Raw genomic sequence first — 22888 nt, 5'->3', positions numbered from 1 at the left:
CTTCAATGGGCGGCGGTGGCGCCGCCGGTGTCGCGGGCGTTCAGCTGCAGGTATTTCTGCAGGAAGCGGTACTCCTCCTTGTCCAGGGAGATGAAGCGCTTCATGGCGTCCAGGCTGCCGATCCACTGGTTGGCCAGGAAGTGCCCGGGTGCGCGCAGCGTGTGGCAGGTGCCGCAGGACGCGTTGTACAGCTCGCCGGCGTAGGCCCACAGCGCCTTCTCGTCGGACGTCACGTCGTCCCGGGAGATCCAGGCGGTCAGCGCGACCTCGTTCCACCGCTGCTCGGTGTCGGGATCGACCATGGAGGACTTCGTCTCGACCGCCTTCTCGCCCGGCTTGCCGAGCGCCGCCGAGAAGATCCGCTTGCCGCTGCGGGCGTAGATCATCTGCGCCACGCCGTCCTGCTGCCAGCCGTCCAGGCGCACCTTCAGCAGATCGCCGCTGCGCCCGACCACCGTGACCTCGGTCGCCGGCAGCAGCACGCCGTCGCCCTTGCCGCCCGGCTTGGCGGCCGCCGGGTCGAGGAACAGCGGCTTGGAGCGCAGCGTGAACAGCCGCTCCGCCTTCGCCGCGTCCCGGGTGCCGGAGGCGACCAGCTCCTCGAACGCCTTCTTGTAGCCGCCCTTCATGTCGGGGAGCTTATGGGCGATGCCCTTGTGGCAGCTGATGCAGGTGTCACCCTCCTTGATGGCCTGCGGGTGCAGCTTCTGGGCGTTCTCGCGCTGCTTGTCGATGGTCATGGTCTCGAAGGAGTGGCAGTTGCGGCATTCGCGCGAGTCGTTCGCCGCCATGCTCGCCCACACCCGCTTGGCCAGCTCCAGGCGCTTCGCCTCGAACTTCTCCGGGGTGTCGATGACGCCGGTGATCTTGCCCCACACCTCGCCCGACGCCTGGATCTTGCGCCACAGCTTGGGGCCCAGGTCCTTGGGCACGTGGCAGTCGGCGCACACCGCCCGCACGCCCGACGGGTTGCTGAAATGCGGCGTGTGCTGGTACTCCGCGTACACGGTGTTCTTCATCTCGTGGCAGGAGATGCAGAACTCCATGCGGTTGGTGTAGTCCACCACCGCGGAGAACCCGCCATAGGCAGCCAGCGCCGCGACCGACGCCGCCAGCGCGGTCGCGCCCCAGGCCGCCGGCTTCGAGAACCACCTCACCACATGTCCGAGCATGACGCCCTCCATACCCACGGCCGGTCGGGCGGCGACGGTGCGCCGGCCCGCTCTCCTTCAGCCTCACGTTTAGCGGGGGCGTGTGAACGGGGTTTCGGCAGCGCTTGAACGGTGTGTAGAATGTTGTAAACGAAGTGCAAACGACGTCCCCGTGGGGAGAGCGGCCGCATGGCGACCCAGCAGCACAGCGCCCACAAGCACATCCTGGTCGTCGATGACGAGCTGACCACCCGCACCACCCTGACCGCCTATTTCGAGGCCGAGGGGTTCCGCGTCAGCGCCGTGGAGAACGGCGAGCGCATGCGCGCCGCGCTGGCGCACGGCGACGTGGACCTCGTGCTGCTCGACATCCGGCTGGCGGGGGAGGACGGGCTGACCCTGCTGCGCGAGGTGCGCCGCACCTCCGACATCGGTGTGATCCTGGTGACCGGCAAAAGCGATGAGATCGACCGCGTCGTCGGCCTGGAGACCGGGGCGGACGACTACGTCACCAAGCCGTTCAGCGCCCGTGAGCTGCTGGCCCGCGCCAAGGGGCTGCTGCGCCGGACCTCCGCCGCCCACGCGGCCCCGGCCGACGGCGCGGCGGTCAAGCATTTCGCCGGCTGGTCGCTGGACGTCGGCAAGCGCCGCCTGAGCTCACCGGCGGGCGAGGACGTGCGCCTCACCCGCGCCGAGTTCGAGCTGCTGCTGGCCTTCGTGCGCAACCCCGGCCGGGTGCTGACCCGCGACAACCTGCTCGACCACGTCAGCCGGCGCGACTGGGCGCCCAACGACCGCACGGTGGACGTGCTGGTCGGCCGCCTGCGCCGCAAGGTCGAGGCCGACCCCAACGCGCCGCGCATGATCCTGACCGAGCACGGCATCGGCTACGTGTTCGTCGAAGCGGTCGCCTGAACGCACACCCGGCGGTGCTCGGCGTCGAGCGCCGCCAGCGCGCCGGCATAGGCGGCGTCCAGCGCCGCCGACGACGCCGCGTCCGGCGCCTGCTCCGCCCGCTTCGCCAGCGCGGCGAACGCCGTCAGCCCGACGTTGCCCGAGGCACTCTTCAGCGCGTGCGCCCGCTCCGCCACCGTCGCCCAGGCGCCGGCCGCCGCCGCCGCGCGCAGGTCGGCGAGCAGCGCCGCGCTGGAGGTCCGGAAGGCCTCGACGATGCGGGCCAGCCGCTCGCAGCCGAGCAGCGCCGCGTGCTCCGCCAGCACCGCCGGGTCGAGCGCCGCCGCGGCCTCCGGCCGGCGCTCGGCCAGCACGTCGCGCAGCGCCTTCCGCAGATCCTCCCGGCGGAACGGCTTGCCGAGGAAGCCGTCCATCCCCGCCGCGAAGCAGGCGTCGAGCCGGGCGCGCTGACTGTTGGCGGTGATCGCCACGATGGGCACCGCGGCGCGCCGGGGGTCATCCAGGGCGCGGATGCGCCGCGCCGCCTCCAGCCCGTCCAGGCCGGGCATGCGCAGATCCATCAGCACCAGGTCAAAATCGTGCGCGGCGGCGAGGTCCACCGCCGTAAGCCCGTCGTCGGCCAGCGTCACCCGGTGCCCGTCCAGTTCGAGCAGGCCGGTCAGGACGACGGCGTTCACCTCGTTGTCCTCGGCCGCCAGCACGGAGAGCGGCGGCACCGGCGTTTCGTCGGCGACGTCCTGCACCGGCGCCCGCCCGACGCGGGCGGCGCGGTCGAGATCGACGACGACCCAGAAGGTGCTGCCTTCCCCCGACACGCTGTCCACGCCGATGCTGCCGCCGATGGCGTCGACGATGCGCTTGCAGATGGCGAGCCCCAGGCCGGTGCCGCCGTAGCGGCGGGAGATCGAGGTATCGCCCTGCGCGAACGCGTCGAACAGCCGGGCGCGCGCGTCGGGCGGGATGCCGATGCCGGTGTCGGCCACCGTAAAGCGCAGCCGCACCCGGCCGGCCGGCGCACCCCCTTGGGTTGAGACGCGCAGCCCGACCTCGCCACGCTCGGTGAACTTGATGGCGTTGCCGATCAGGTTGAGCAGCACCTGGCTGAGCTTCGCCGGGTCGCCGCGCAGCCGCTGCGGCACGCGCGGCGCCCGCTCCACGCGCAGGGCGATGCCCTTGCGCGCCGCCTGATGCTGCGTCAGCGAGCGCATGGTCTCCAGCAGCTCGTCCAGGCGGAAATCGATGGCCTCCAGCTCCAGCCGGCCGGCCTCGATCTTCGAGTAGTCCAGCACGTCATTGAGGATCGCCAGCAGCGCCTCGCCGGAGGTCGAGATGGCGTCGATGCAGGAGCGCTGCCGGGCCGACGGCTCGGTCGCCTGGAGAAGCTGCGCCATCCCCAGGATACCGTTGAGCGGCGTGCGGATCTCGTGGCTCATGGTCGCCAGGAAGGCGGACTTGGCGCGGTTGGCGCGCTCGGCCTGCTCGCGGGCGCGCTGGTAGTCGGTAACGTCGGTGAGGATCACGACGGTGCCCAGAAAGCGCTCCGAGATGTCCAGCATGGGGCGCAGCTTGGCGTCGAATCGGCGGGGGCCGCGCCGGGTGTCCAGCGTGCATTCGACGTCGCTGTCGTTGCCGGCCTCGCGCAGCAGTTCGCCCATGCGCTCCGCCACCGGGCCGATCGGGCCGTGGCCGTAGTAGAGAACCCCCGGGTCGGAGCCGACGTCGAAGACGCTGCACGCGGCGTTGTTCATGTTCTCGATGCGGCCGCTCGGGTCCAGGAAGATCACCGGGTCCCGCAGGCTCTCGAAGATCGTCAGGTACTTCAGCTTTTCGCGCGTGATGGCGACGTTGTGCTCCTGGATCTCGCGGATCTTCTCCGTCTCGGCGAGACCGCCCCACTCGCTGCACAGCCCGAGTTCGACACGGTCGAAGACGCGGTCGATGAAACGCCGGCAGGCACGCTCGCCCGCCAGGGGGAAGCCGGCCTCCTCGACAAGGTCCTGGTAGCTTTGCCGGTAATACTTGAGCAGGCCGAGGAACAGCGTGATCGGGATGCCGCGGGCGCGGTGCGCGCGGGCCTCCTCGACGCCGAAGCGGGCGACCGGGTCCCGGTGGAAGTCCAGCCCGGCGCTCAGCACCGGCGGCTGCGCGTGCACCTCGAGCGCGTGCACGACCGCCTGCGACAGGCCGCGGATCGACGCCCGCCACGCCTCGACCAGGGTCGAGCTGTACATGGCGTAGCCGTGCTCCTTGGCGTAGCCGAGAACCCGCTCGATGAGCCAGTCCTCCCTGCCCTCCACCAGCGGGCGCAAAGGCGCCAGAAGGTCTTCCACCGGTTTGGCCACGCCGCACCTCCCCAGCATCACCGGTCGGCATCATACACATTCCGATGGCGGCGGATGATGGAGATCGAACGAGGCCAGCAATACCGACCCGAAACAGGCGCCGGGTGCAATCCGGTTCGATGTCGCGCCCGGCCGTCCGGGTGCCCATGTCATGGGCATGGCCCGCACCCGCAGCCTCCGCCTGCCAGCGTGCAGCCCGCGCACAGAAGGATCCCCGCGCCATGAAAGACGCCAGCTACAAGCACCGCATGCTCAACAACCACCGCCTCCATCCCGAGACGCTGATGATGGGCTACGGCTACGCGCCGCAACTCTCGGAAGGCGCCTTGAAGCCGCCGATCTTCCTGACCTCGACCTTCGTCTTCGAGAACGCGCAGCAGGGGAAGGACTTCTTCGACCTGACCGCCGGGCGCCGCCGCCCGCGCGAGGGTGAGAGGGCCGGGTTGGTCTATTCGCGCTTCAACAACCCGAACTTCGAGATCCTGGAGGACCGCCTCGCCGTCTGGGACGAGGCGGAGCGTGCCGCGGTGTTCGCCAGCGGCATGGCCGCCATATCCACGCTGATGTTCGCCTTCCTGCGGCCGGGCGACACGGTGCTGCACAGCCGCCCGCTCTACGGCGGCACCGAAACGCTGATACGCAACCAGCTCACCAACTTCGGCATCACGCCGGTGGGGTTCGCCGACGGCACCGACCCGGCGCAGATCGCCGCGGCGGCCGACCGGGCGCAGGCCATCGGCCGCGTCGCCCTGATCATGCTGGAAACACCGGCCAACCCGACCAACGGCCTGGTCGACCTGCGCGCCGTGGCGGGAATTGCCGATGAGCTGGGCCGGCGCCAAGGCCATCGGCCGCCCATCGCCGTCGACAACACGCTGCTCGGGCCGTTGTACCAGAAGCCGCTCCAGCACGGTGCCGACCTCGCCGTCTACTCGCTGACCAAATACGCCGGCGGGCACAGCGACCTCGTGGCGGGCGGCATCTGCGGCTCCGACGAGCTGGTGCGCAGGATCATCCTGTTGCGCGGGGCGCTGGGCACGCAGCTCGACCCGCACTCCTGCTGGATGCTGCTGCGCTCGCTGGAGACGCTGGGCATCCGCACGGAGCGCGCCAACGAAAACGCCCGTGCCGTGGCCGAATACCTGCGCGGCCATCCGAAGATCGAGGCCGTGCACTACCTGGGTTTCCTGGATGCCGACGACCCGCGCAAGGCGATCTTCGACCGGCAGTGCGTGGCGCCGGGCTCCACCTTCGCCTTCGAGGTGACGGGCGGCGAGGCCGAGGCCTTCGCCTTCCTCGACCGGCTGGAAGTGATGAAGCTGGCGGTCAGCCTGGGCGGCACCGAGACGCTGATCTCCCACCCCGCATCCACGACCCATTCGGGTGTGCCGCGGGAGCTGCGCGAGGAGATCGGTTTGACCGACGCGACGATTCGCATCTCCGTCGGCATCGAGAACCCGGCCGACCTCATCGCCGATCTTGGCCAGGCGCTGGCCTGAGCGTTCGTCGGCGTGCGGGCGGGAAGCGGCCCCGTCCCTGGAGCCGCTTCCCGGAACCGGTCACGATCAATCCCCCAACGATCAATCCCAGGCCGGCGCCAGCCCCGCGGGGTTGACGATCCGCCCGTCCGGGCGGGCGAGCGCGTGGATCGCCGCCATGTCGCCGGCCGGCAGCGTGAAGTCGAAGATGGCGGCGTTTTCCGCGGCGCGCGCCGTCCCGACCGTCTTCGACAGGGCGATCAGGCCATCCTGCTGCACGATCCAGCGCAGGACCACCTGCGCGACGCTCCTGCCGTGCCGGCGGGCGATCTCCGTCAGCACGGGATCGGCGAAGACCTTCCCGTCCGCCATGGCGTAGTAGGCCGTGACCGACACGCCGGCCCGGCGCGCCGCCTCCAGCACCGCGGTCTGGTCCAGGTAGGGGTGGTATTCGATCTGGTTGGTGGCGATCGGCGCATCGCTGAGGCGGACAGCCTCGGCCATCAGCGCGGTGGAGAAGTTGCTGACGCCGATGTTGCGCACCTTGCCCGCCGCGCGCACGGCGTTCAACCCGGCAACCTGCTCGGCCAGCGGCACCGAGTCGTTCGGCCAGTGCAGCAGCAGGAGATCGACGTAGTCGGTCCGCAGTTTCCGAAGGCTCTCATCGACGGAGCGCAGGAAGGAGGCGTGGCGGTAGTTCTCCACCCAGACCTTGGTGGTGAGGAAGATGTCGGCGCGCGGAACGCCGGAGGCGGCGATGCCCTCGCCGACCTCCGCCTCGTTGCCGTAGATCTGCGCGGTATCGATGTGGCGGTAGCCGAGCCGGAGGATCTCGGGGACCATCCGCAGCACCTCCGGCCCGCTCATGCGGAAGGTGCCGAAGCCGAGCGCGGGGATGGCGGCGCCGTTTGCGGTGACGATGTGCATCGATGCCTCTCTCTTTCAGGCGGGTTGGCATTCAGGCGGGTTGGACAGCATAGCCGTCGCGGCGGTCGAGCGCTCCGCTCCACAGGGTGAGCGCGAGGCCGCCGAGAACGAACAGGCCCCCGACCCACGGTGTCGCGGCGAGCCCCAGCGGCGACGCCACGACCTGCCCGCCGAAGAAGGCGCCCGCAGCGATGCCGAGATTGAAGGCCGCGATGTTCAAGGCCGAGGCGACGTCCACCGCGCCGGGCGAATGGCGTTGCGCCAGCTGAACCACGTAGAGCTGCAGGCCGGGAACGTTGGCAAACGCCAGGGCGCCCATGCCCGCCAGCGTGATCAGGGCCGGAATCTTGGAATCGGCCGTGAAGGTGAAGACGAACAGGACCAGCGCCTGCAACGCGAACAGCCAAGCCAGGGCGTGGACCGGACGGCGGTTGGCAACCTTGCCGCCGATCACATTGCCGATGGCGATGGCCGCGCCGTACAGGATCAGCACGAGGCTGACGGTGCCGCTGGAAAAGCCGGTGATCGTCTCCAGGATCGGAGCCAGGAAGGTGAAGGCGACGAAGGTGCCGCCATACCCGAGAGCCGTGATGGCGAAGGCCAGCAGCAGACGCGGCTTGGCGAGAACGCGGACCTGATCGCCGAGGCCGGCGGCGGGGGGCTGGCTCAGCTTGCCCGGCACCAGCGCCGCGACTCCCAGGCCACCAGCCACGCCAAGGGCGGAGACCGCCAGGAAGGTGGCGCGCCAGCCGAAATGCTGGCCGATCCAGGTGCCCATCGGCACGCCGGTGACGATGGCGATGGTCAGACCGGAGAACATCATGGCGATGGCCGAAGCCCGCTTGTCCTCCGGCACGAGGTCGGCGGCGATGGTCGCGCCGACGGAGAAGAAGACGCCGTGGGCGAAGGCGCTGAGCACGCGCGCGACCAGCAGCGTCTCGTAATCAGGGCTGATGCCGGCCAGCAGGTTGCCGGCAACGAAGACGCCCATCAGACCGAGCAGCAGCGACTTGCGCCGCAGCCGGCCGGTGAGCGCGGTGAGGACGGGGGCGCCGATCGTGACGCCCAACGCATAGACGCTGACCACCATGCCGGCGAGCGGCAGGCTGATGCTCAAATCGGTGGCCACGGTGGGCAGCAGGCCGACGATGACGAACTCCGTCGTTCCGATGGCGTAGGCGCTGATGGCCAGGGCCAGCAAGGCGAGAGGCATGGGAACACTCCATCTGTGCGGGCCCCATCAGATGCGGCACGGACGGGCTGGGCGGAAGGAGGTGCCGTTTCGTATCATCGTGTCCTTGAATGACAAGGTGATGCCATGAGCGATCCGCGTGCCTGGGAAATGAAGGTCTTTCTGCGCGTCGCCGCCCGCGGCAGCTTCAGCGCCGGGGGGCGGGACATGGGGATGACCCCGTCCGCCACGGCCAAGCTGATCACCCGGATCGAGGAACGCCTGGGCGTGCGGCTGATCGAACGGTCGACCCGGCGGCTGCGCCTGACCGCCGAAGGCGACCTCTACCGGGAGAAGGCCGAGGCCCTGCTGCGCGACCTGGATGCCTTCGACGCCGAGATCGCCGGCGGCGCCCGGCTGCCGACCGGGCTGATCCGCATCAACGTCTCGGTCCCCTTCGGGCGGCATTGCCTGCTGCCGCTGCTCCCCGCCTTCACGGACAGCTATCCGGGCATCGATCTGGACCTCACCCTGACCGACGAGGTCGTCGACCTGTACGCATCGCAGGCCGATGTCGCCTTCCGGACCGGCCGCCTTCCGGACTCGGCCCTGCTCGCGGTCCGCCTCGGCGAGGTGCGGCGGCGGATCGTCGCCTCCCCCGACTATCTGGCGCGCCGGGGCGTGCCCCACTCCCCCAGCGATCTGGAGCGGCACGACTGCCTGGGTTTCAATTTCCGCCGGGCCGCCGCCGTCTGGCCGCTGAAGACGGGCGGGCGCCTGATGGACCGCGAGGTCCATGGACGCATCCAGGCCAACAACGGCGAAACGGTGCGGCATCTGGCGCTGCTGGGCTTGGGGCTGGGGCGGCTGGCGGAGTTCCACGTCCGGGACGACATCGCAGCGGGCCGGCTGGTCACCGTTCTGGACGAGGCCATGGCGGACCGGGAGGAAATCAACGCCGTCTACATCGGCCGCGAACGGGCTCCGCGCCGGGTGCAGGCTTTCCTGGACTTCATGACGCCGCGGTTGCGCTCCGCCCTGCAATGACGCTGGCGAAAAGCTGCCGGACCGGCAGGGCAGCGCGTGACCCGGAATTCTTCCTTGAAGGAAGGCCGCTGCTGCAAGCCGGCCATGCCTTTCCTGCAACCGAGGACCACGGCCCCGCGCTTGCCCGCATTTCGGAAGCACGCATATTATAAGCTTGCTTATTGATTGACGGCCGACCAATGCCCCAGAACCTCCACCCGACCCTCGGCTTCCTGCTGCACGACACCGCGCGCCTGTTGCGCAAGCGCTTCGAGCAGCGCGCGCGCCATCTCGGCCTCACCCGCTCGCAGTGGCAGGTGCTGGCCTACCTCGCGACCTGCGAGGGCATCCATCAGGGGGGCCTTGCCGAACTGCTGGACGTCGAGCCGATCACCCTGGCCCGCCTTCTGGACAAGCTGGAGGCCATCGGTTTGATCGAACGGTGCCCGCACCCGACCGACCGCCGCATCCGGCTCCTCCACCTCACCGAGGCGGCGCACCCGCTGCTGGGGGCCATGCGGACGCTGGGCGAGATCACGCGCGCCGAAGCGCTCGACGGCGTCGCGCCCGCCGACCGCGAGGCGCTGGTCCGCGCCCTCACCACCATGAAGTCCAACCTGATCGCGGCGTGCGAGCGCCCGGTCGAAGAGCAGAGTGCCTCCCATGGCTGAGGGAACCACGGTGACCGAGCGCGTCGCTCCGCCCGACGGCGGTGCGGCTACGATGCCGACGAAAGCCGCCCCTGCGAAGCGCCGTTGGCTGCGCCCCCTGCTGTTCGCGCTGCTGCCGCTCGCCCTGGTGGCCGGCGGCTACGAATACGTGACCGGCGGGCAGATCATGTCCACCGAGAACGCCTATGTGCAGGCCGACATGGTCGGCGTCGCCACCGACGTGTCCGGCATCGTGGCGGAGGTCGCCGTTCACGAGAACCAGACCGTGCAGGCCGGCGACGTGCTGTTCCGGCTCGACGACCAGCCCTTCCGGCTGTCGCTGGAGCGCGCCGAGGCGCAGATCGGCATCGTGCGCAACGAGCTGGCCGCGCTGCGGGCCAGCTACCGCGACATGCAGGCGCAGATCGCCCAGGCGCAGGCCGACCTGTCCTTCTACGCCACCGAGCTGGAGCGGCAGAAGCAGCTCGCCAGCAGCAACTTCGCCTCGCGCGCCGCCTACGATCAGGCGCGGCACAACACCGAGGTGGCGCAGCAGAAGCTGGCCTCGCTGAACCAGCAGCTCGCCGGCATCGCCGCCAACCTCAACGGCCGGCCGGACGCCCCCGTGGAGCAGCATCCGCGCCTGCGCGACGCCGTCGCGGCCCGCGACGAGGTCGCCCGGCAGCTCTCCCACACCGTGGTGCGGGCGCCGGCGAACGGCATCGTGACCAAGGTGCCGTCGCTGCAGGTCGGGCAGTACCTGCCGGCGGCGACGGCGGCGTTCAGCCTGGTCGCCGCCGGCCACGCCTGGATCGATGCCTCGCCCAAGGAGACGGAACTCACCCACGTGCGCCCGGGCCAGCCGGTGACGATCACCGTCGACACCTATCCGGGCGAGACCTGGAGCGGAACCGTGGACAGCATCAGCCCGGCGTCGGGCGCCAGCTTCTCGCTGCTGCCGGCGCAGAACACGTCCGGCAACTGGGTGAAGGTGGTGCAGCGCATCCCCATGCGGGTCCGCATCGGCACGCCGGAGGGCAAGCCGCCGCTGCGCGTCGGCATGAGCGTCACCGTGGAGGTGGACACCGGGCACGCGCGCGGCCTGCCCGAGTTCGCGGCCGCCCTGTTCGGCACCGCGCACGCCCAAAGCCACGACCGCACGCCATGAGCACCGTTCCCGTCGCCAACCGCGGGGCCATCACGGCCTGCGTGATCCTGGCGGTCATCATGCAGGCGCTGGACACCACCATCGCCAACGTGGCGCTGCCCTACATCCAGGGCAGCGTCTCGGCCAGCGCCGACCAGATCAACTGGGTGCTGACCTCCTACATCGTGGCGGCGGCGATCATGACGCCGCCCACCGGCTATCTGGCGACCCGCTTCGGCCGCAAGCGGGTGCTGAACCTCTCCATCACCGGGTTCGTCGCCGCGTCGGTGTTGTGCGGGCTGGCGCAGTCGCTGGTGCAGATCGTGCTGTTCCGCCTGCTGCAGGGCTTCTTCGGCGCCGCGCTGGTGCCGCTGTCGCAGGCCATCCTGCTGGACATCTACACGCCGGAGGAGCGCGGCTCGGCCATGGCGCTGTTCGGCGTATCGGTGATGGTGGGGCCGGTGCTCGGCCCGGTGATCGGCGGCTGGCTCACCGACCACGCGAGCTGGCGCTGGGTGTTCTACATCAACGTGCCGATCGGCGTGCTGGCGTTCGCCGGCGTCACCGCCTTCGTGACGGAGAGCCGGCGGGAGGCGGCGGCGAAGCTCGACTGGCTGGGCTTCGGCCTGCTCAGCGTCGGCATCGGCGCCCTGCAGCTCTTCCTCGACCGCGGCGAGCAGCTCGACTGGTTCTCGTCGGGCGAGATCCAGGTCGAGGCGCTGGTGGCGGCCTCGGCCTTCTACCTGTTCCTGGTGCACACCTTCACCGCCCGGGACCCCTTCGTGAAGCCGGGCCTGTTCCGCGACCGCAACTTCGCGGTGGGGATGCTCTTCATCTTCGTGGTCGGCATCACCTATCTCGCCTCGCTGGCGCTGATGACGCCCTACCTGCAGACGCTGATGGGCTATCCGGTGGTGACGGCGGGGCTGGTCATGGGGCCGCGCGGTCTCGGCACCATGCTCTGCATGTTCCTGGTCGGCAAGCTGATCGGCCGGGTGGACACGCGCTGGCTGCTGTCCGTCGGACTGGCGATCACCGCCTGGGCGATGTACGACATGACCGGCTGGACGCCCGACGTCTCGCAATGGACCATCATCCGGGTCGGCTTCATCCAGGGGGCGGGGCTGGGCTTCCTGTTCGTGCCGCTGACCACGGTGACCTTCTCCACCCTGGCGCCGGAGAAACGCGGCGACGGGACCGGGCTGTACAACCTGTCGCGCAACATCGGTTCGGCCGTGGGCATCTCCATCGTCGCCGCCCTGCTGACGCGGAACGTCCAGGCCAACCACGCCGACATCGCCACCCACGTGACCCCGTTCAACCGCCTGTTCGAGGCCCCGGCGGTCGAGCGTCTGCTCAACCCCCTGACCGCCGCCGGCCGCGCCGCGCTGGACGGGCTCATCACCCAGCAGGCCACGGTCATCGGCTACATCGACGATTTCAAGCTGCTGATGATCCTGTCGCTCGCGGTGATGCCGCTGGTGCTGCTGCTGCGCAAACCCGCACGGCCCGCCGTGGTCGACCACAGCGTGGCGGTCGAATGAAGGCCGGACATCCGGGAGCGACGATGAGCGCAGCGGAGCGTGGAGCGCAACGGGCGGGGATGCCCGCCGGGTCCGGCGTCCTGGTCGCCAAGCTGGATTGGGCGCCGGTCGTGCCGGAAAACTCTCGTTCCGCCTGGAGGAGAGTCCCGGGCAAGAGGGCGGGTGTCATCAATCCTTCATAACTTTCCGGTCCACCGCCTGCGCGCCCTTGCTATGTTCAACCCGCGTCCATTCAACGAAACGTAGCCCACGGCAGAGCAGCGCATGGCAACCGTCAGCATCCAGCAGCGCCCGCGCGCCGCACGGCGGGTAAAGGTGCGGACACTCGTGCCCCTGGCCGGCCTGCTCGGCGTGGTCATCGTCACCACGGCGCTGATCGGCCTGTTCGGCCTGCACTACGCCCACAAGGGCTATGTCGAGGACATGCGGCGGGTCGAGGCCATGCTGGTCCGGCTGGACGAGGCGCGCAGCGCCCAGGTCCATTTCAAGAAGCAGGTCCAGGAATGGAAGAACCTGCTGCTGCGCGGCGCCGAGCAGACCGAATACCGGCGCTACCACGCGGCCTTCCTTGCCGAGGAGAAGCAGGTTTCGGCGCTCCTCGGCAGCCTCGTCGCGGCGGTCGGCGAAACCGGGACGGACAAGGCCGGCTGGAGCGGCACCGCGGAGCGGTTGCGCACCGGCCATACGGCGCTGGGCGAACGTTACCGGCAGGCGCTGGCCGCCCATTCGGGCGGCCCCCTCGCCGCGGCCGACCAGGAGCTGCGGGGCATCGACCGGCACTTGGACGTCGATCTGGAGAGCCTCGGCGATTCCATCCGCGACGAGGTGCTGCGGATCCGCAGCGCCCTGGAGGCCCGTTCCCAGGAGCGCTACACCTCCCTGCGTCAGGTGGCCGGCTACGGCCTCGCCCTGTGCGTCCTGCTGGTCGGCCTGTTCCTGCGCGCCGCCGTGCGCCGGGAACAGGCGGCGTAACGGGCGCCGCCGGCATGGACATCGTTGCGGCAATCTTCGGTGGGCTGGGCCTGTTCTTCATCGGGGTGAAGCTGATCGGCGCGAACCTCCGCCAGATGGGCGGGCAGCGGCTGCGCGCCCTGATGACCCGCGGCACCAGCTCGCTGTGGTCGGCGGGGCTGGTCGGCACCCTGTCGGGCGCGCTGACGCAGAGCACCAACGCCGTCACCTTCATCGTCATCAGCCTGGTCACCGCCGGGGTGGTGGAGGTGCGCCGGGCGGTGCCCATCGTGGTGTGGGCGAACGTCGGCACGTCGCTGCTGGTGCTGCTGGCCTCGGTGGACATGCGCGTGACGGCGCTGTTCCTGGTCGGCGTCACCGGCGTGCTCCACCACATGGACATCGACAAGTCGGCCCGCCTGCGTCATCTGGTCGGCGCGCTGCTGGGGATCGGGCTGCTGTTCCTCGGGCTCAACCTGATAAAGACCGGGGCGGCGCCCCTGCAGAGCCTCGATATCGCGCGGGAGTTCGTGGCCTTCTCGGCGGACTCGCACTTCATCGCCTTCCTGATCGGGACGCTGCTGAGCCTCGCGGCGCAGTCGTCGTCGACGGTGTCGGTCATCGCGGTGACGATGACGTCCATCGGGCTTCTGCAGCCGGAGCAGACGGTGATGATCGTCTATGGCGCGAGCCTCGGCTCCGGTCTCTCGGTCTGGTTCATGGCCGCCGGGCTGGCCGGCACGCCCAAGCGCCTCGCCGACGTCCAGCTTTTCACCAAGGTCATCGGCGTCGCGGTGCTGCTGCCGCTGTTCGTCCTGGAGGTCGGACTGGGGGTGCCGCTCCTGCTGCACGCGCTGGACGCCGCGCTGGCCGCGCCGGGAGAGCGCATCGCGTGGCTGTACCTGGTGGTCCAGGTGGTCTCGGCGCTCGCCGTGTCGCTGGTCATGACGCCGCTCTACGCGATGATCGAGCGCGCGACCCCGCCGACCACCGAGGAGGAACTCGCGCGTCCGCACTTCCTCTACGACGGGGCGCTGACCGACCCGGACAGCGCGACCGCCCTCGTCGAGCGGGAGCATCTGCGGTTGCTGCCGTTCCTGACCGAGATGCTCGACAACGTCCGCGTGGACGCCACGGCGCTGCCGCACCACTACCGCACCCTGCAGGAGAGCGGCCGGGCCGTGACCGCCGAGGTCGACGCCTTCCTGACCGAACTCATGGCCACCGCGCCGTCCCGGCACACGCTGGAGAGCGTCATCCATCTGCAGAACCGCAACGAGATTCTGAACGGCCTGCTGGACGGCGTGCGCGACCTCGTGGCGTTGATCGAGAGCCTGGACGGACCAGCCGACGGGCGGCTGGCACGGCTGGCCGAGGGCATCGGCGAAAGTCTGCACGCGCTGTTGGAAGAGCTGGTGGAGGAGGTGGCCTCCCACGACCCCGACCGCCGGTCGACTCTGCTGGCCATCACCATGGACCGGTCGGACGTCATGGAACGCGTGCGCCGCACCATCCTCGGCGAGGCGCACGGGACGACGGAGCGGAGCGCACTGTATCCCTTGACCATGCTGTTCGAGCGCAACGTCTGGCTGCTCCGCCGCTACCTGCTGCTGCTGCCCGACGGCGCCACGGCGCCCGGGGACCTGCCGGCGCGCCTCCAGGAAGCCGCCGATTGAACCGTCGGGTGCGCACCGCCGCCGCGAAGAACGCGCCTTGACCGGTGCTCCGACGCAACATTGGATGGAAGTCACTCAATCATATTCTCCCAAACTTGTTGGCTGTGCGACGCAATGCCGCTATGCTCCCTCCGCAAGAGTGGGTACCTCGAACCCGCCGTCGGTAGCCCCTTTTGGGAGAGGCTTGATGAAGATCGTAGGACGGCGCGTCCGGTCCCTGGCCGGGAGTGTCCTGGCGGCGGCGGCGTGCGCCCTGCTGGCGCCCGCGCAGGCGCTGGCACTGAACGTCGGTGACACGGTTTCCGGCAGCGTCGAGCTGGGGGCGAAGCAGATCCCCCTGCCGGCCGGCAAATGGACGGTTGCCGGCCTGGGCTCGCAGCAGTTCTCCATGCCGGAGGTCGGCGCCTTCGGCACCATCCGCTCGGCGGTGCTGACCCTGACCCGCGACGACCGCGTCGTCGCCGTGCTTGAGATCAACGCCAACGCGCTGCCCAGCGCCGACGGCTGGGGCCGCACCAAGGGCTGCGCGCCCGAGCAGGGCCAGCTGATGCTGATCAACCGCTACCGCACGGGCTGGGAGACCTCCTGCCAGTTCCTGCGGCCGACGCGGTTCGGGCTCGACACGCCCGGCCCGGCCGCCTGGGAGCAGGCGCGCGCCACCCTGCGCAAGGCCAAGCAGACGCTGCCGGACACGTGGCTGACCGCCGGCTTCCGCGTCAGCGACCGCCACGACCTGATCGACGCCCGCTACCACATCAGCCCGGCGCTGCTGCTGGGGCCGTCGGCGCCGGCCCGGCCGGATGACTGGTCGGCCGAAGCGACGAAGACCGACCCGGTGCGCCAGGGCGCGGTGCAGGCCGCCGCCGCCTGGACCTCGGGCTTCGGCGCCTGGATGGAGCGCGGCCTGCACAACGCCGTCGCCGAGCCGCCCGGCCCGCTGCCGGAAGCCGCCAGCCAGCCGCCGTCCTACGCCGACCTGAAGCTGGCCGAGCTGGCCCGCCTGCACCGCGAGGGCCGTATCGACAAGGCGACCTACGACGCCCAGGCCGAGCGCGCCAAGACCGAGGCGCCGGAGTACAAACCGAACACCTCGGTGCTGTCGAACTCGGTGCGCAAGAACATCTCGTTCCGCTCCATCGGCACCATCGTCGACTACGGCATCGCCTATCTGGTGACCGCCAACCCCTACATCTCCTGGGGCATCGCGCTGACGCTGAACGCGACGGACTCGGTCTGGTTCGTGCTCAACGACCAGTACTGGGACGACTATTACGCCAAGCTGAACACGCACGACGCGGAGCGTCTGGTCGATTTCACCTATATCGGCGAATTTGTGGGTGCGGAGGCGCGACTCTGATGGCTGGCCTGACGAGAATTCCGGGGTTCAAGGCCGGCGCGCTGCTGGCGTCCCTGCTGCTGGCGGGCTTCGCCCTGGCCGGTCCCGCCCACGCCCAGGGCGTGCTGAAGCCCGGCACCGCGGTGGAGCGCGTGCTGAAGGTGGACGGCAAGACGCTGCCGCTGCCCGAGGGGCGCTGGGTCGTCGGCGCCGACGGCGACAGCGGCTGGAACGACCCGTCGCTGGGCGCCTATGGCTACCTGCGCTCGCTGATCCTGTTCCGCGCCAACAAGGACGGGCGGCTCGACGCCGTCCTCGAGGTGCACTCCAACGCGCTGGCCGCGACCGACGGCTGGGGCATGGCGTCGAGCTGCGCGCGGTCCGACCTCGTGCTCGCCGTGGTGCGCTACCGCGCCGGCTGGGACGGCTCCTGCTTCTTCGTCACCCACACGGTGATGAACAAGGAGGACAACCCGGTCTGGGCGCAGGCGCGCGCCTTCGCCGCGCAGCAGGGGTGGAAGGTGCCGGGCGTGCTGGTGACCGCCGGCTTCCGCGCCGCCAACCGCGCCGACGTGATCGACGCCCGCTTCCACTTCGTGCCGGAGACCCGCGGCCTGCCGACCGAGGCCGCCGGGCGCTGGAAGGAGTCCGGCTGGATGGCCGCCAAGCTGGACGAGAGCCGCGAGCGCTCGGCCTTCGCCCAGGGGGTGAGCAACTGGGCGGTCGGCTACGCCGCCGCGGTGGACGCCAGCCTCAAGGGCCGCGCCGACCCGTCGGTCGCCATCCCCATGCCCGATCCGACGCTGAAGAGCCCGAAGGACGATTCCATCGCCCGCCACATGGCGAGCCTGGAGCTGCTGCGCCAGTCCGGCCAGATCTCGCAGAAGGACTTCGAGGCGCAGTCGGAATCCCTGCTGGAGAACGGCACGGGGTCGAGCAGCACCGCCCCCGACCTGTCGGTGGTCACCGCGGTGAAGGCCTTCTCCTACCGCGTGATCGTGTCGATCTCGCACATCTTCGTGGACTACTACTGGACCGGCAGCTACGTGGCGACCGGCGCGCTGGAGGTGCTGCAGATCACCATCAACAGCGCCAAGTTCTACATGCACGAGCTGGGCTGGGCCAAGTTCATGGGCGTGCCGCGCACTGACGCCGCGCGGACCATCGACTTCAAGTACATCGGTTCCAACGCGTAATCGGACAGGAAGGAAACCGCACCATGAAGGCACGCACTCTCGCCATCGCCGCCGCCGCGTCGCTGGCCCTGTCCGCCGCTCCGGCCCTGGCGCAGTCGGCCCCGCCGATCAAGGGTCAGGTGCAGGCGCCGCCGCCGAGCATCACCGGCACCATCGCCACCTACCTGCCGGTGTCGCTGTGGACCATCACCGGGGCGGTGATCGGCGCCGTCGCGTGGCCGGGCCTCGCCGCCGGCACGCTCAGCATCACCCCGATCACCACCACCGGCGCGCTGTGGAACACCGGCGCGGCGGTCGGCGCGGTGGTCGGCGGCGCCGGCTACCTGTACACGCGCTGACGCGCGTTCCCGCCACGCCCCGTGCGGAGGTCCCCACGATGACGTCACGCCTGAGCCGTACCCTCGCCGCCACCGCGGTCGTCCTGGCCGTCGCGGCACCGGCTTTCGAGGCCGCCGCCGCCCCGCCGGCCCCGCCGGCCCCGCCGCCGCCGCCGGAGACGCCGTTCGTCGCCAAGCTGCTGCCGGTCGCCGCCGGCACGCTGGTGGGCGCCGCTGCGGGCTTCTTCATCGTGCCGGTCCTGGTGCCGGGCGTGGCGGTGGCCGCCGCCGCCGGCCCGCCGACCAGCCCGCTGTTCGGCTTCGTCGGCGCCGGCCTCGGCGCCCTGATCGGCACCACCCAGGCCCCCAAGTAAGGGGGCCTGCCGTGTCCGCCCGACGGATCGCCGCCACGCTGCTGGCGGTGTTCGGTTTCTGCGCGCCGACGCACGCCGAGCCGCTGCCCGATGGCTTCGTGTACCTGCGCGCGGTCGATCCGACGATCGTGCAGGAGATGCGCTACTACGGCCCGCACAACTTCATCGGCCGGCCGATCGACGGCTATCAGGCGCCGGAGTGCATCCTGACCCGTCCCGCCGCCGAGGCGCTGGTGCGTGTGCACCGCGAGGCGCAGGCGTCCGGGCTGGTGGTGAAGGTGTTCGACTGCTACCGCCCGCAGCGCGCCGTGGACCACTTCATCCGCTGGAGCAAGGACGTCGCCGACCAGGCGATGAAGACCGCCTTCTACCCGGCGGTCGACAAGGCCGACTTCTTCAAGCTGGGCTATGTGGCGGAAAAGTCCGGCCACTCGCGCGGCAGCACGGTGGACGTGACGCTGGTCCCGGCCGACGCCCGCGCGCCGGAGACCTACGTGCCCGGGAAGACCGCGCTGGTGGACTGCCGCGCCGGCTACACCGGGCGGTTCCGCGACAACGGGCTGGACTTCGGCACGGACTACGACTGCTTCGATCCGGCCTCGCACCCCGACAGCGCGGCGGTGGGCGTGGTGGCGCGCCACAACCGCGCGCTACTGGCCGAGTTGATGGGCAAGCACGGCTTCAAGCCGCTGCCCGAGGAATGGTGGCACTTCACGCTGCGCGACGAGCCGTTCCCGCAGACCTTCTTCGATTTCCCGATCACCGCCCCGCAGGCGCGCTGAGAGACCCTCAGCGCGCCGCCTGCCAGGGGTAGGCGTGCTCCTCGTCCTCGGCCGGCAGCGGCCGGGCGGCCGACGCCATGCGCGGGCGGACGTCCTTCGCCAGGTCGATCTCGGTCTCGGGCTCGCCGCGGAAATAGTAGGTGTAGAGCGGGGTAAGCTGCTGACCCAGCGTGCAGAACGAGGTGAACACCACACCGGCGAGGCCCAGGTACAGCACTGCCGGGTTCGCCGGGGTGACGACGCCGCCGGCCACCACGTTCAGCAGGTTGACCGAGTTGGCGGTCAGCGCCGCCACGGTGCCGGCGGTGCCCATCAGGACGCAACCCCAGGCGGCCGTCACCTCCTGCGGCACCGCCTGCGGCGGCAGCTTGGGCGGGATGAGGGGAGAGGCGTAGTGCTCCTCGACCGTCGGGGCCTGCGCGTGCAACCGCGGTTGAGCGTGGACGGCCGGAGCCGCCGTCAGCGCGGTTGCCAGCGTCAGCACCGTCGCGAAGTGGAGTGACGTCCTCATGTCCCGCCCCTTTTATGCGAGCCTCAGTTGGTCAGCTGCGGCGCCAAGTCGGCCGCGTAGTCCTTGCGGTCCGGCGCCCGATCGACCGCGCGCTGGATCATCTCCTGCGCATCCTTAATCTTTCCTTTTTCCTTGTACGCCATGCCCAGCCGGTAGTAGGCGTCGGCGTACTGCGGATTGAGGGCGATGGCCTTCTCGAACAGCGGGATCGCCGCGTCCGTCTGGCCCTGGCGCGTCAGCGCCACGCCCCACTGGGTGTAGGCCTGCGGGGTGCGGACGAGCTTGACGTCGACCTTCAGGGTTTCCTTGTACTTGGCGATGGCCTGGTCGTACTGCTTCTTCTCGAGCATCAGGTTGCCGACGTTGTAGACCGTCAGCACGAAGTCGGGCTTCAGCGCCAGCGCCGCGTTGTAGCGCTCCATCGCGTCGTCCAGCTTGCCCTGCTGCACGAGGATCAGGCCGTGCAGGTTGTAGGCCCAGTGCAGCTCCTTCTTCGGCATGTTGACGAGGCAGTAGCGCACCTCGCGCAGCGCCGTGGTGTAGTTCTTGTCGCCGTCGCGCGCCGCCTCGTAGGCGTAGGAGGCGACGATGTACGGGTCGATGAAGCGGACGATGTCGAGCGCCGCCTCGTGCACCAGCTTCTCGGGGTCCTTGCCGATGGCGGCGGTGTTGAACGGCTGGTCCCGGTCGTGCGCGGAGCCGCGGATCGACAGCTTGAGGTCGTCGCCCTGTTTCACCACGTCGCCGGTGAAGTTGTAGTGGACCAGCCCCAGCAGCTGCTGGGTCGCCTTGATCGGCTCGCCGAACTTGAAGTAGTCGCCCAGCGCGTTCACCGCCGACTCGTCGCCGGGCAGCGCGAAATCGCGGATGTCCTTCACCGTCCGCGCCTTCTGGTCGATCATCCGCACCTCGTTGGCGAGGCGCGACGACATCACCTTCGGCGAGTAGCCGAGTTGCTGGACCGATGGCGGCACGTCGATGTCCTGGAACACCACCGCGCTGGTATCGAAGAACACCGCGTAGCCGAACAGCGCCGTCAGCGCCAGCACCGGCAACGAAACCAGACCGAAATCCATGCCGCCCTCCCCCTTTTAGGTTGCCTGTCGAGCCCGTCAGCGCTTGGCGGCGGCCAACAGTTCGGTGACGCGGTTGGCCAGCAGCGTCGTCGCCTGGTCGGCGGCGGCGCGGGCGCGGGCGTCGTTCAGCCACGATGCCGCGACCTGGGCGGCCGGGCCTTCCAGGGTGGTGACGCGCTCGATGGCGCCGGGCAGGTCGCCGGCCTCCAGCATGATGCCGGCGCGGGCCAGGGCGGCAGCCGACTTGCCCTCCTCCTCGACCGTCTGCGCGGAGGTCAGGCGCAGCACGCCGGCCACGCCGGTCACCCAGCCCCACATGGTCTGGCCGACGGCGCCGATGCCGCTGTCGGCACCGGCGGCGCCCAGTTCGGCGTTCAGCGCGGCGGGGACCAGCGCCGCGAAGCGGGCGTTCAGCTCGCCGCGGGTCGGGATGCCCTCGGCGGCGCGCGGCGCCACGCGGTCGAGCGCCGGGGCGAGGTCGCCGGTGGCGACGCCGGACAGCCGGGCGAGCGCCAGTTCGCTCTGGAACGGCGCGGAATCGGCGAGCGCGCCGCGCAGCTGGCGGGCGGCGAGGATGCCGACCACCTGGGCGCTGCCGGAGATCTGCGCCACCTGCTTCTCCACCGCGCCGACACGGTCGGTCAGGCCGCCGGAGAAGACGGAACCGAGGTTCTCCAGCGCGCCGGTGCGGCCCTGCGCCTCGGCCGGCTGCGCCGGCGCCTGGGCGACAGCGGCCGGGGCAGCGGCCGGCGCGGGCGCCGAAGCCCCGCTCTTGGCCGGGGCCGCGCCGGAGACCGGCGGCGCCGGGGTGGCGGGCGCCGCAGCCACCGGAGCCGCCGCCACGACGAGACGGCCCTCCTTGAAGTCCTTGTAGCCCAGCACGCCCGCGACGCCGGCGAGGCCCAGCGCCGAGAGGCCGAGGACCGCCGCCACCGCGCTCAGCCCGCGGCCGGACGACTTGGCCGGCGCGCCGGCGGAGCCGTGCATGTAGGCGTGCGCCAGCGCGGCCACCGGCGAGGGCGCCTCGTCGAACGCTGACTTCGGCGCTTCCGGCTTGGGCGCCTCCGGTGCCGCTTCGGCGCGGCGCACCTGCTCCAGCTCGGCGGCCTGTTCCAGCTGCCGCGCGGTCTCGTCACCGCCCTCCGGACCGCCCTCGGGCATGTTGTCGCGAAGCGAGGGGCGCTTACGGGTGGTCATGCTTTGGACCTCCTGATGATGGCGGTGAGGGTCTGGATTTCGTCGTGCGCGCTGGTGCGCGGTGCGTAGGTGCCGATCCATTCGCCGGCGGTGAAGGCGTCCACGTGCGCCGAGCGCTGCCCGACGGCGGGCGCCACCGGCTCGCCGAAATCGTGCAGGACGGCTTCGATCTCCTTGCCGGCGGCGGTGCGCCGGTCGACGCGCGAGGGCACCAGCAGGCAGCCGGGCTTGCCGTTGCCGCGCACGCCGCGCGCCTGGCGCAGCAGGTCGATGGCCTTGGTGGTCGCCTTGATGTCGGCGCCGCTCGGCGTCACCGGCACCACGAGCAGGTCCGCGGCGACCAGCGCCAGGACGATCGAGGTGCCGAGGTGCGGCGGCAGGTCCACCACCACGAAATCGTTCTGCGCGGCCAGCCCGTTCAGCGCCTTCAGCCACGCCCCGTCGCCGTCGGCCTCCGGCTCGAACGGCATCGCCTCGACCGCGACCGGCAGGCGCCCGCGCGCCGCCCATTCCACGGCGGTCCCCTGGGAATCGGCATCCACCAGGACGGCCCTGGTCTTCGCCGCGCTGCCGAGCGCGCACGCCAGATTGACGGCAAGAGTGCTCTTGCCGGTCCCACCCTTCAGGTTTCCGATAGCGATAATCTTGGCCCCCATAGTCCCTCTAACGTACCCCAAAGTGGCTAATTAAGAAAGATGTATAGCATTGGCGCCTGGAAGTTGCGGCCCGCATCATCGCCGCCTTTGCCCGGATGGCGGGACGAAGGTCATACGCCGTTTCGTCGCGGCGCACCCAAGTGGTCCTACCAGCCGTTACTGGTTGGCCGCGGCGGTGTGTCAATCGCGCGCGGCGTCCGGCGTCGTTCCCTTTGCCCTTGATTTCGCACCGGGATTGCCCCGCAAATAGGACCGCCCACCCGTTGCGCCGGAGAGCCGCCGATGACCGACCCGAAGACCGATGCCGCGCCCGAGGCCGACAAGCCCACCGTTGCCGAGGCCGGATCCTCTTCCATCGAGTCGGGTGAGCGCGCAACGCCGCTGCGCGCGCCCTCGCCGCTGTCCGATCCGCCGCCCGCCGCCCCCGCCCGCCCGCCGCGCGCCCGCGGCGGCGGCTGGGCGACT

At 70.5% G+C, this 22888-nt stretch carries 21 protein-coding genes and 1 pseudogene; 14 read left to right on the top strand and 8 right to left on the bottom strand.

Translation table 11 applies throughout. From position 1 onward, the window contains the following. Positions 1-2: 2 nt before the first annotated feature. Positions 3-1172, bottom strand: a complete 1170-nt coding sequence (locus TSO221_RS30540) for a NapC/NirT family cytochrome c (protein WP_109122280.1) — start codon at positions 1170-1172, stop codon at positions 3-5. 168 nt (positions 1173-1340) lie between these two features. Between TSO221_RS30540 and TSO221_RS30535 the strand changes: the two genes are divergently transcribed. Further along, complete coding sequence (locus tag TSO221_RS30535; protein WP_109122279.1) at positions 1341-2066, top strand: response regulator; 726 nt, start codon at positions 1341-1343, stop codon at positions 2064-2066. Here the strand turns inward: TSO221_RS30535 and TSO221_RS30530 are convergent. Beyond that, complete coding sequence (locus TSO221_RS30530; protein WP_146208954.1) at positions 2039-4408, bottom strand: ATP-binding protein; 2370 nt, start codon at positions 4406-4408, stop codon at positions 2039-2041. The genes TSO221_RS30535 and TSO221_RS30530 overlap by 28 nt on opposite strands. Before the next feature lie 221 nt (positions 4409-4629). Between TSO221_RS30530 and TSO221_RS30525 the strand changes: the two genes are divergently transcribed. Beyond that, positions 4630-5907: a cystathionine gamma-synthase family protein gene (locus TSO221_RS30525; protein WP_109122277.1), complete on the top strand. Its 1278-nt coding sequence runs from the start codon at positions 4630-4632 to the stop codon at positions 5905-5907. A gap of 81 nt (positions 5908-5988) precedes the next feature. On the opposite strand, the gene TSO221_RS30520 is transcribed toward TSO221_RS30525, so the two are convergent. Continuing rightward, positions 5989-6813, bottom strand: coding sequence for an aldo/keto reductase (locus TSO221_RS30520; RefSeq protein WP_109122276.1), 825 nt, complete (start codon positions 6811-6813; stop codon positions 5989-5991). A gap of 31 nt (positions 6814-6844) precedes the next feature. Beyond that, a complete protein-coding gene (locus tag TSO221_RS30515; protein ID WP_109122275.1) occupies positions 6845-8026 on the bottom strand; it encodes an MFS transporter in 1182 nt (393 codons plus the stop codon). Positions 8027-8131: 105 nt separating this feature from the next. On the opposite strand from TSO221_RS30515, the gene TSO221_RS30510 reads away from it, so the two are divergent. From TSO221_RS30510 to TSO221_RS30460, 11 genes are all read left to right on the top strand, one after another. Then, the gene (locus TSO221_RS30510; RefSeq protein ID WP_109122274.1) at positions 8132-9031 is read left to right on the top strand and encodes a LysR family transcriptional regulator; all 900 of its coding nucleotides are present in this window, start codon (positions 8132-8134) and stop codon (positions 9029-9031) included. A 179-nt stretch (positions 9032-9210) separates the two neighbouring features. Further along, on the top strand, positions 9211-9681 hold the full coding sequence (locus tag TSO221_RS30505) for a MarR family transcriptional regulator (RefSeq protein ID WP_109122273.1): 471 nt from the start codon (positions 9211-9213) through the stop codon (positions 9679-9681). Then, positions 9674-10828: an HlyD family secretion protein gene (locus TSO221_RS30500; protein WP_109122272.1), complete on the top strand. Its 1155-nt coding sequence runs from the start codon at positions 9674-9676 to the stop codon at positions 10826-10828. The genes TSO221_RS30505 and TSO221_RS30500 overlap by 8 nt, the downstream gene beginning before the upstream one ends. Continuing rightward, positions 10825-12351, top strand: a complete 1527-nt coding sequence (locus tag TSO221_RS30495) for a DHA2 family efflux MFS transporter permease subunit (RefSeq protein WP_109122271.1) — start codon at positions 10825-10827, stop codon at positions 12349-12351. Before TSO221_RS30500 ends, TSO221_RS30495 begins: the two co-directional genes overlap by 4 nt. Before the next feature lie 264 nt (positions 12352-12615). Next, positions 12616-13323: a hypothetical protein gene (locus tag TSO221_RS35740; protein ID WP_158284258.1), complete on the top strand. Its 708-nt coding sequence runs from the start codon at positions 12616-12618 to the stop codon at positions 13321-13323. A 14-nt stretch (positions 13324-13337) separates the two neighbouring features. Then, positions 13338-14978 (top strand): Na/Pi symporter, encoded by a 1641-nt coding sequence (locus TSO221_RS30485; RefSeq protein WP_158284257.1) that lies wholly within the window; start codon positions 13338-13340, stop codon positions 14976-14978. 187 nt (positions 14979-15165) lie between these two features. Then, positions 15166-16335: a DUF2061 domain-containing protein gene (locus TSO221_RS30480; RefSeq protein ID WP_109122268.1), complete on the top strand. Its 1170-nt coding sequence runs from the start codon at positions 15166-15168 to the stop codon at positions 16333-16335. Further along, positions 16335-17510, top strand: a complete 1176-nt coding sequence (locus TSO221_RS30475; RefSeq protein ID WP_109122267.1) for a DUF2061 domain-containing protein — start codon at positions 16335-16337, stop codon at positions 17508-17510. The genes TSO221_RS30480 and TSO221_RS30475 overlap by 1 nt, the downstream gene beginning before the upstream one ends. A 23-nt stretch (positions 17511-17533) precedes the next feature. Further along, positions 17534-17848 carry a hypothetical protein gene (locus TSO221_RS30470; RefSeq protein ID WP_109122266.1) on the top strand — a complete coding sequence of 105 codons (315 nt, stop codon included), beginning with the start codon at positions 17534-17536 and terminating at the stop codon, positions 17846-17848. Between the two features lie 38 nt (positions 17849-17886). Next, positions 17887-18201: a hypothetical protein gene (locus TSO221_RS30465; RefSeq protein ID WP_109122265.1), complete on the top strand. Its 315-nt coding sequence runs from the start codon at positions 17887-17889 to the stop codon at positions 18199-18201. Between the two features lie 11 nt (positions 18202-18212). Next, the gene (locus tag TSO221_RS30460) at positions 18213-18983 is read left to right on the top strand and encodes a M15 family metallopeptidase (RefSeq protein ID WP_199229689.1); all 771 of its coding nucleotides are present in this window, start codon (positions 18213-18215) and stop codon (positions 18981-18983) included. 7 nt (positions 18984-18990) lie between these two features. Here TSO221_RS30460 and TSO221_RS30455 read toward each other — a convergent pair whose 3' ends face one another. Genes TSO221_RS30455 through TSO221_RS30440 form a run of 4 tightly spaced genes read right to left on the bottom strand, consistent with a single transcriptional unit; the run spans position 18991 to position 22423 of the window. Continuing rightward, positions 18991-19494, bottom strand: a complete 504-nt coding sequence (locus TSO221_RS30455; protein WP_146208951.1) for a hypothetical protein — start codon at positions 19492-19494, stop codon at positions 18991-18993. A 23-nt stretch (positions 19495-19517) separates the two neighbouring features. Then, positions 19518-20570, bottom strand: coding sequence for a tetratricopeptide repeat protein (locus TSO221_RS30450; protein ID WP_109122263.1), 1053 nt, complete (start codon positions 20568-20570; stop codon positions 19518-19520). Positions 20571-20606: 36 nt separating this feature from the next. Then, a complete protein-coding gene (locus TSO221_RS30445; RefSeq protein WP_109122262.1) occupies positions 20607-21767 on the bottom strand; it encodes a mitofilin family membrane protein in 1161 nt (386 codons plus the stop codon). After that, a complete protein-coding gene (locus TSO221_RS30440) occupies positions 21764-22423 on the bottom strand; it encodes a ParA family protein (RefSeq protein WP_109122261.1) in 660 nt (219 codons plus the stop codon). The genes TSO221_RS30445 and TSO221_RS30440 overlap by 4 nt, the downstream gene beginning before the upstream one ends. Positions 22424-22705: 282 nt before the next feature. On the opposite strand from TSO221_RS30440, the pseudogene TSO221_RS30435 reads away from it, so the two are divergent. Next, positions 22706-22888: pseudogene (locus TSO221_RS30435) on the top strand (hypothetical protein); the annotation flags it as partial.

The organism is Azospirillum sp. TSO22-1, assembly GCF_003116015.1.
Classification (GTDB): Bacteria; Pseudomonadota; Alphaproteobacteria; order Azospirillales; family Azospirillaceae; genus Azospirillum.
The sequence above is the reverse complement of the archived record's forward strand: the minus strand, read 5'-3'. Positions and strand labels throughout refer to the sequence as shown.

Coding starts and splice junctions, on each gene's coding strand:
- TSO221_RS30540 (WP_109122280.1), bottom strand. CDS start 1,172: ATGCTCGGACATGTGGTGAGGTGGTTCTCGAAGCCGGCGGCCTGGGGC.
- TSO221_RS30535 (WP_109122279.1), top strand. CDS start 1,341: ATGGCGACCCAGCAGCACAGCGCCCACAAGCACATCCTGGTCGTCGAT.
- TSO221_RS30525 (WP_109122277.1), top strand. CDS start 4,630: ATGAAAGACGCCAGCTACAAGCACCGCATGCTCAACAACCACCGCCTC.
- TSO221_RS30520 (WP_109122276.1), bottom strand. CDS start 6,813: ATGCACATCGTCACCGCAAACGGCGCCGCCATCCCCGCGCTCGGCTTC.
- TSO221_RS30515 (WP_109122275.1), bottom strand. CDS start 8,026: ATGCCTCTCGCCTTGCTGGCCCTGGCCATCAGCGCCTACGCCATCGGA.
- TSO221_RS30510 (WP_109122274.1), top strand. CDS start 8,132: ATGAGCGATCCGCGTGCCTGGGAAATGAAGGTCTTTCTGCGCGTCGCC.
- TSO221_RS30505 (WP_109122273.1), top strand. CDS start 9,211: ATGCCCCAGAACCTCCACCCGACCCTCGGCTTCCTGCTGCACGACACC.
- TSO221_RS30500 (WP_109122272.1), top strand. CDS start 9,674: ATGGCTGAGGGAACCACGGTGACCGAGCGCGTCGCTCCGCCCGACGGC.
- TSO221_RS30495 (WP_109122271.1), top strand. CDS start 10,825: ATGAGCACCGTTCCCGTCGCCAACCGCGGGGCCATCACGGCCTGCGTG.
- TSO221_RS35740 (WP_158284258.1), top strand. CDS start 12,616: ATGGCAACCGTCAGCATCCAGCAGCGCCCGCGCGCCGCACGGCGGGTA.
- TSO221_RS30485 (WP_158284257.1), top strand. CDS start 13,338: ATGGACATCGTTGCGGCAATCTTCGGTGGGCTGGGCCTGTTCTTCATC.
- TSO221_RS30480 (WP_109122268.1), top strand. CDS start 15,166: ATGAAGATCGTAGGACGGCGCGTCCGGTCCCTGGCCGGGAGTGTCCTG.
- TSO221_RS30475 (WP_109122267.1), top strand. CDS start 16,335: ATGGCTGGCCTGACGAGAATTCCGGGGTTCAAGGCCGGCGCGCTGCTG.
- TSO221_RS30470 (WP_109122266.1), top strand. CDS start 17,534: ATGAAGGCACGCACTCTCGCCATCGCCGCCGCCGCGTCGCTGGCCCTG.
- TSO221_RS30465 (WP_109122265.1), top strand. CDS start 17,887: ATGACGTCACGCCTGAGCCGTACCCTCGCCGCCACCGCGGTCGTCCTG.
- TSO221_RS30455 (WP_146208951.1), bottom strand. CDS start 19,494: ATGAGGACGTCACTCCACTTCGCGACGGTGCTGACGCTGGCAACCGCG.
- TSO221_RS30450 (WP_109122263.1), bottom strand. CDS start 20,570: ATGGATTTCGGTCTGGTTTCGTTGCCGGTGCTGGCGCTGACGGCGCTG.
- TSO221_RS30445 (WP_109122262.1), bottom strand. CDS start 21,767: ATGACCACCCGTAAGCGCCCCTCGCTTCGCGACAACATGCCCGAGGGC.
- TSO221_RS30440 (WP_109122261.1), bottom strand. CDS start 22,423: ATGGGGGCCAAGATTATCGCTATCGGAAACCTGAAGGGTGGGACCGGC.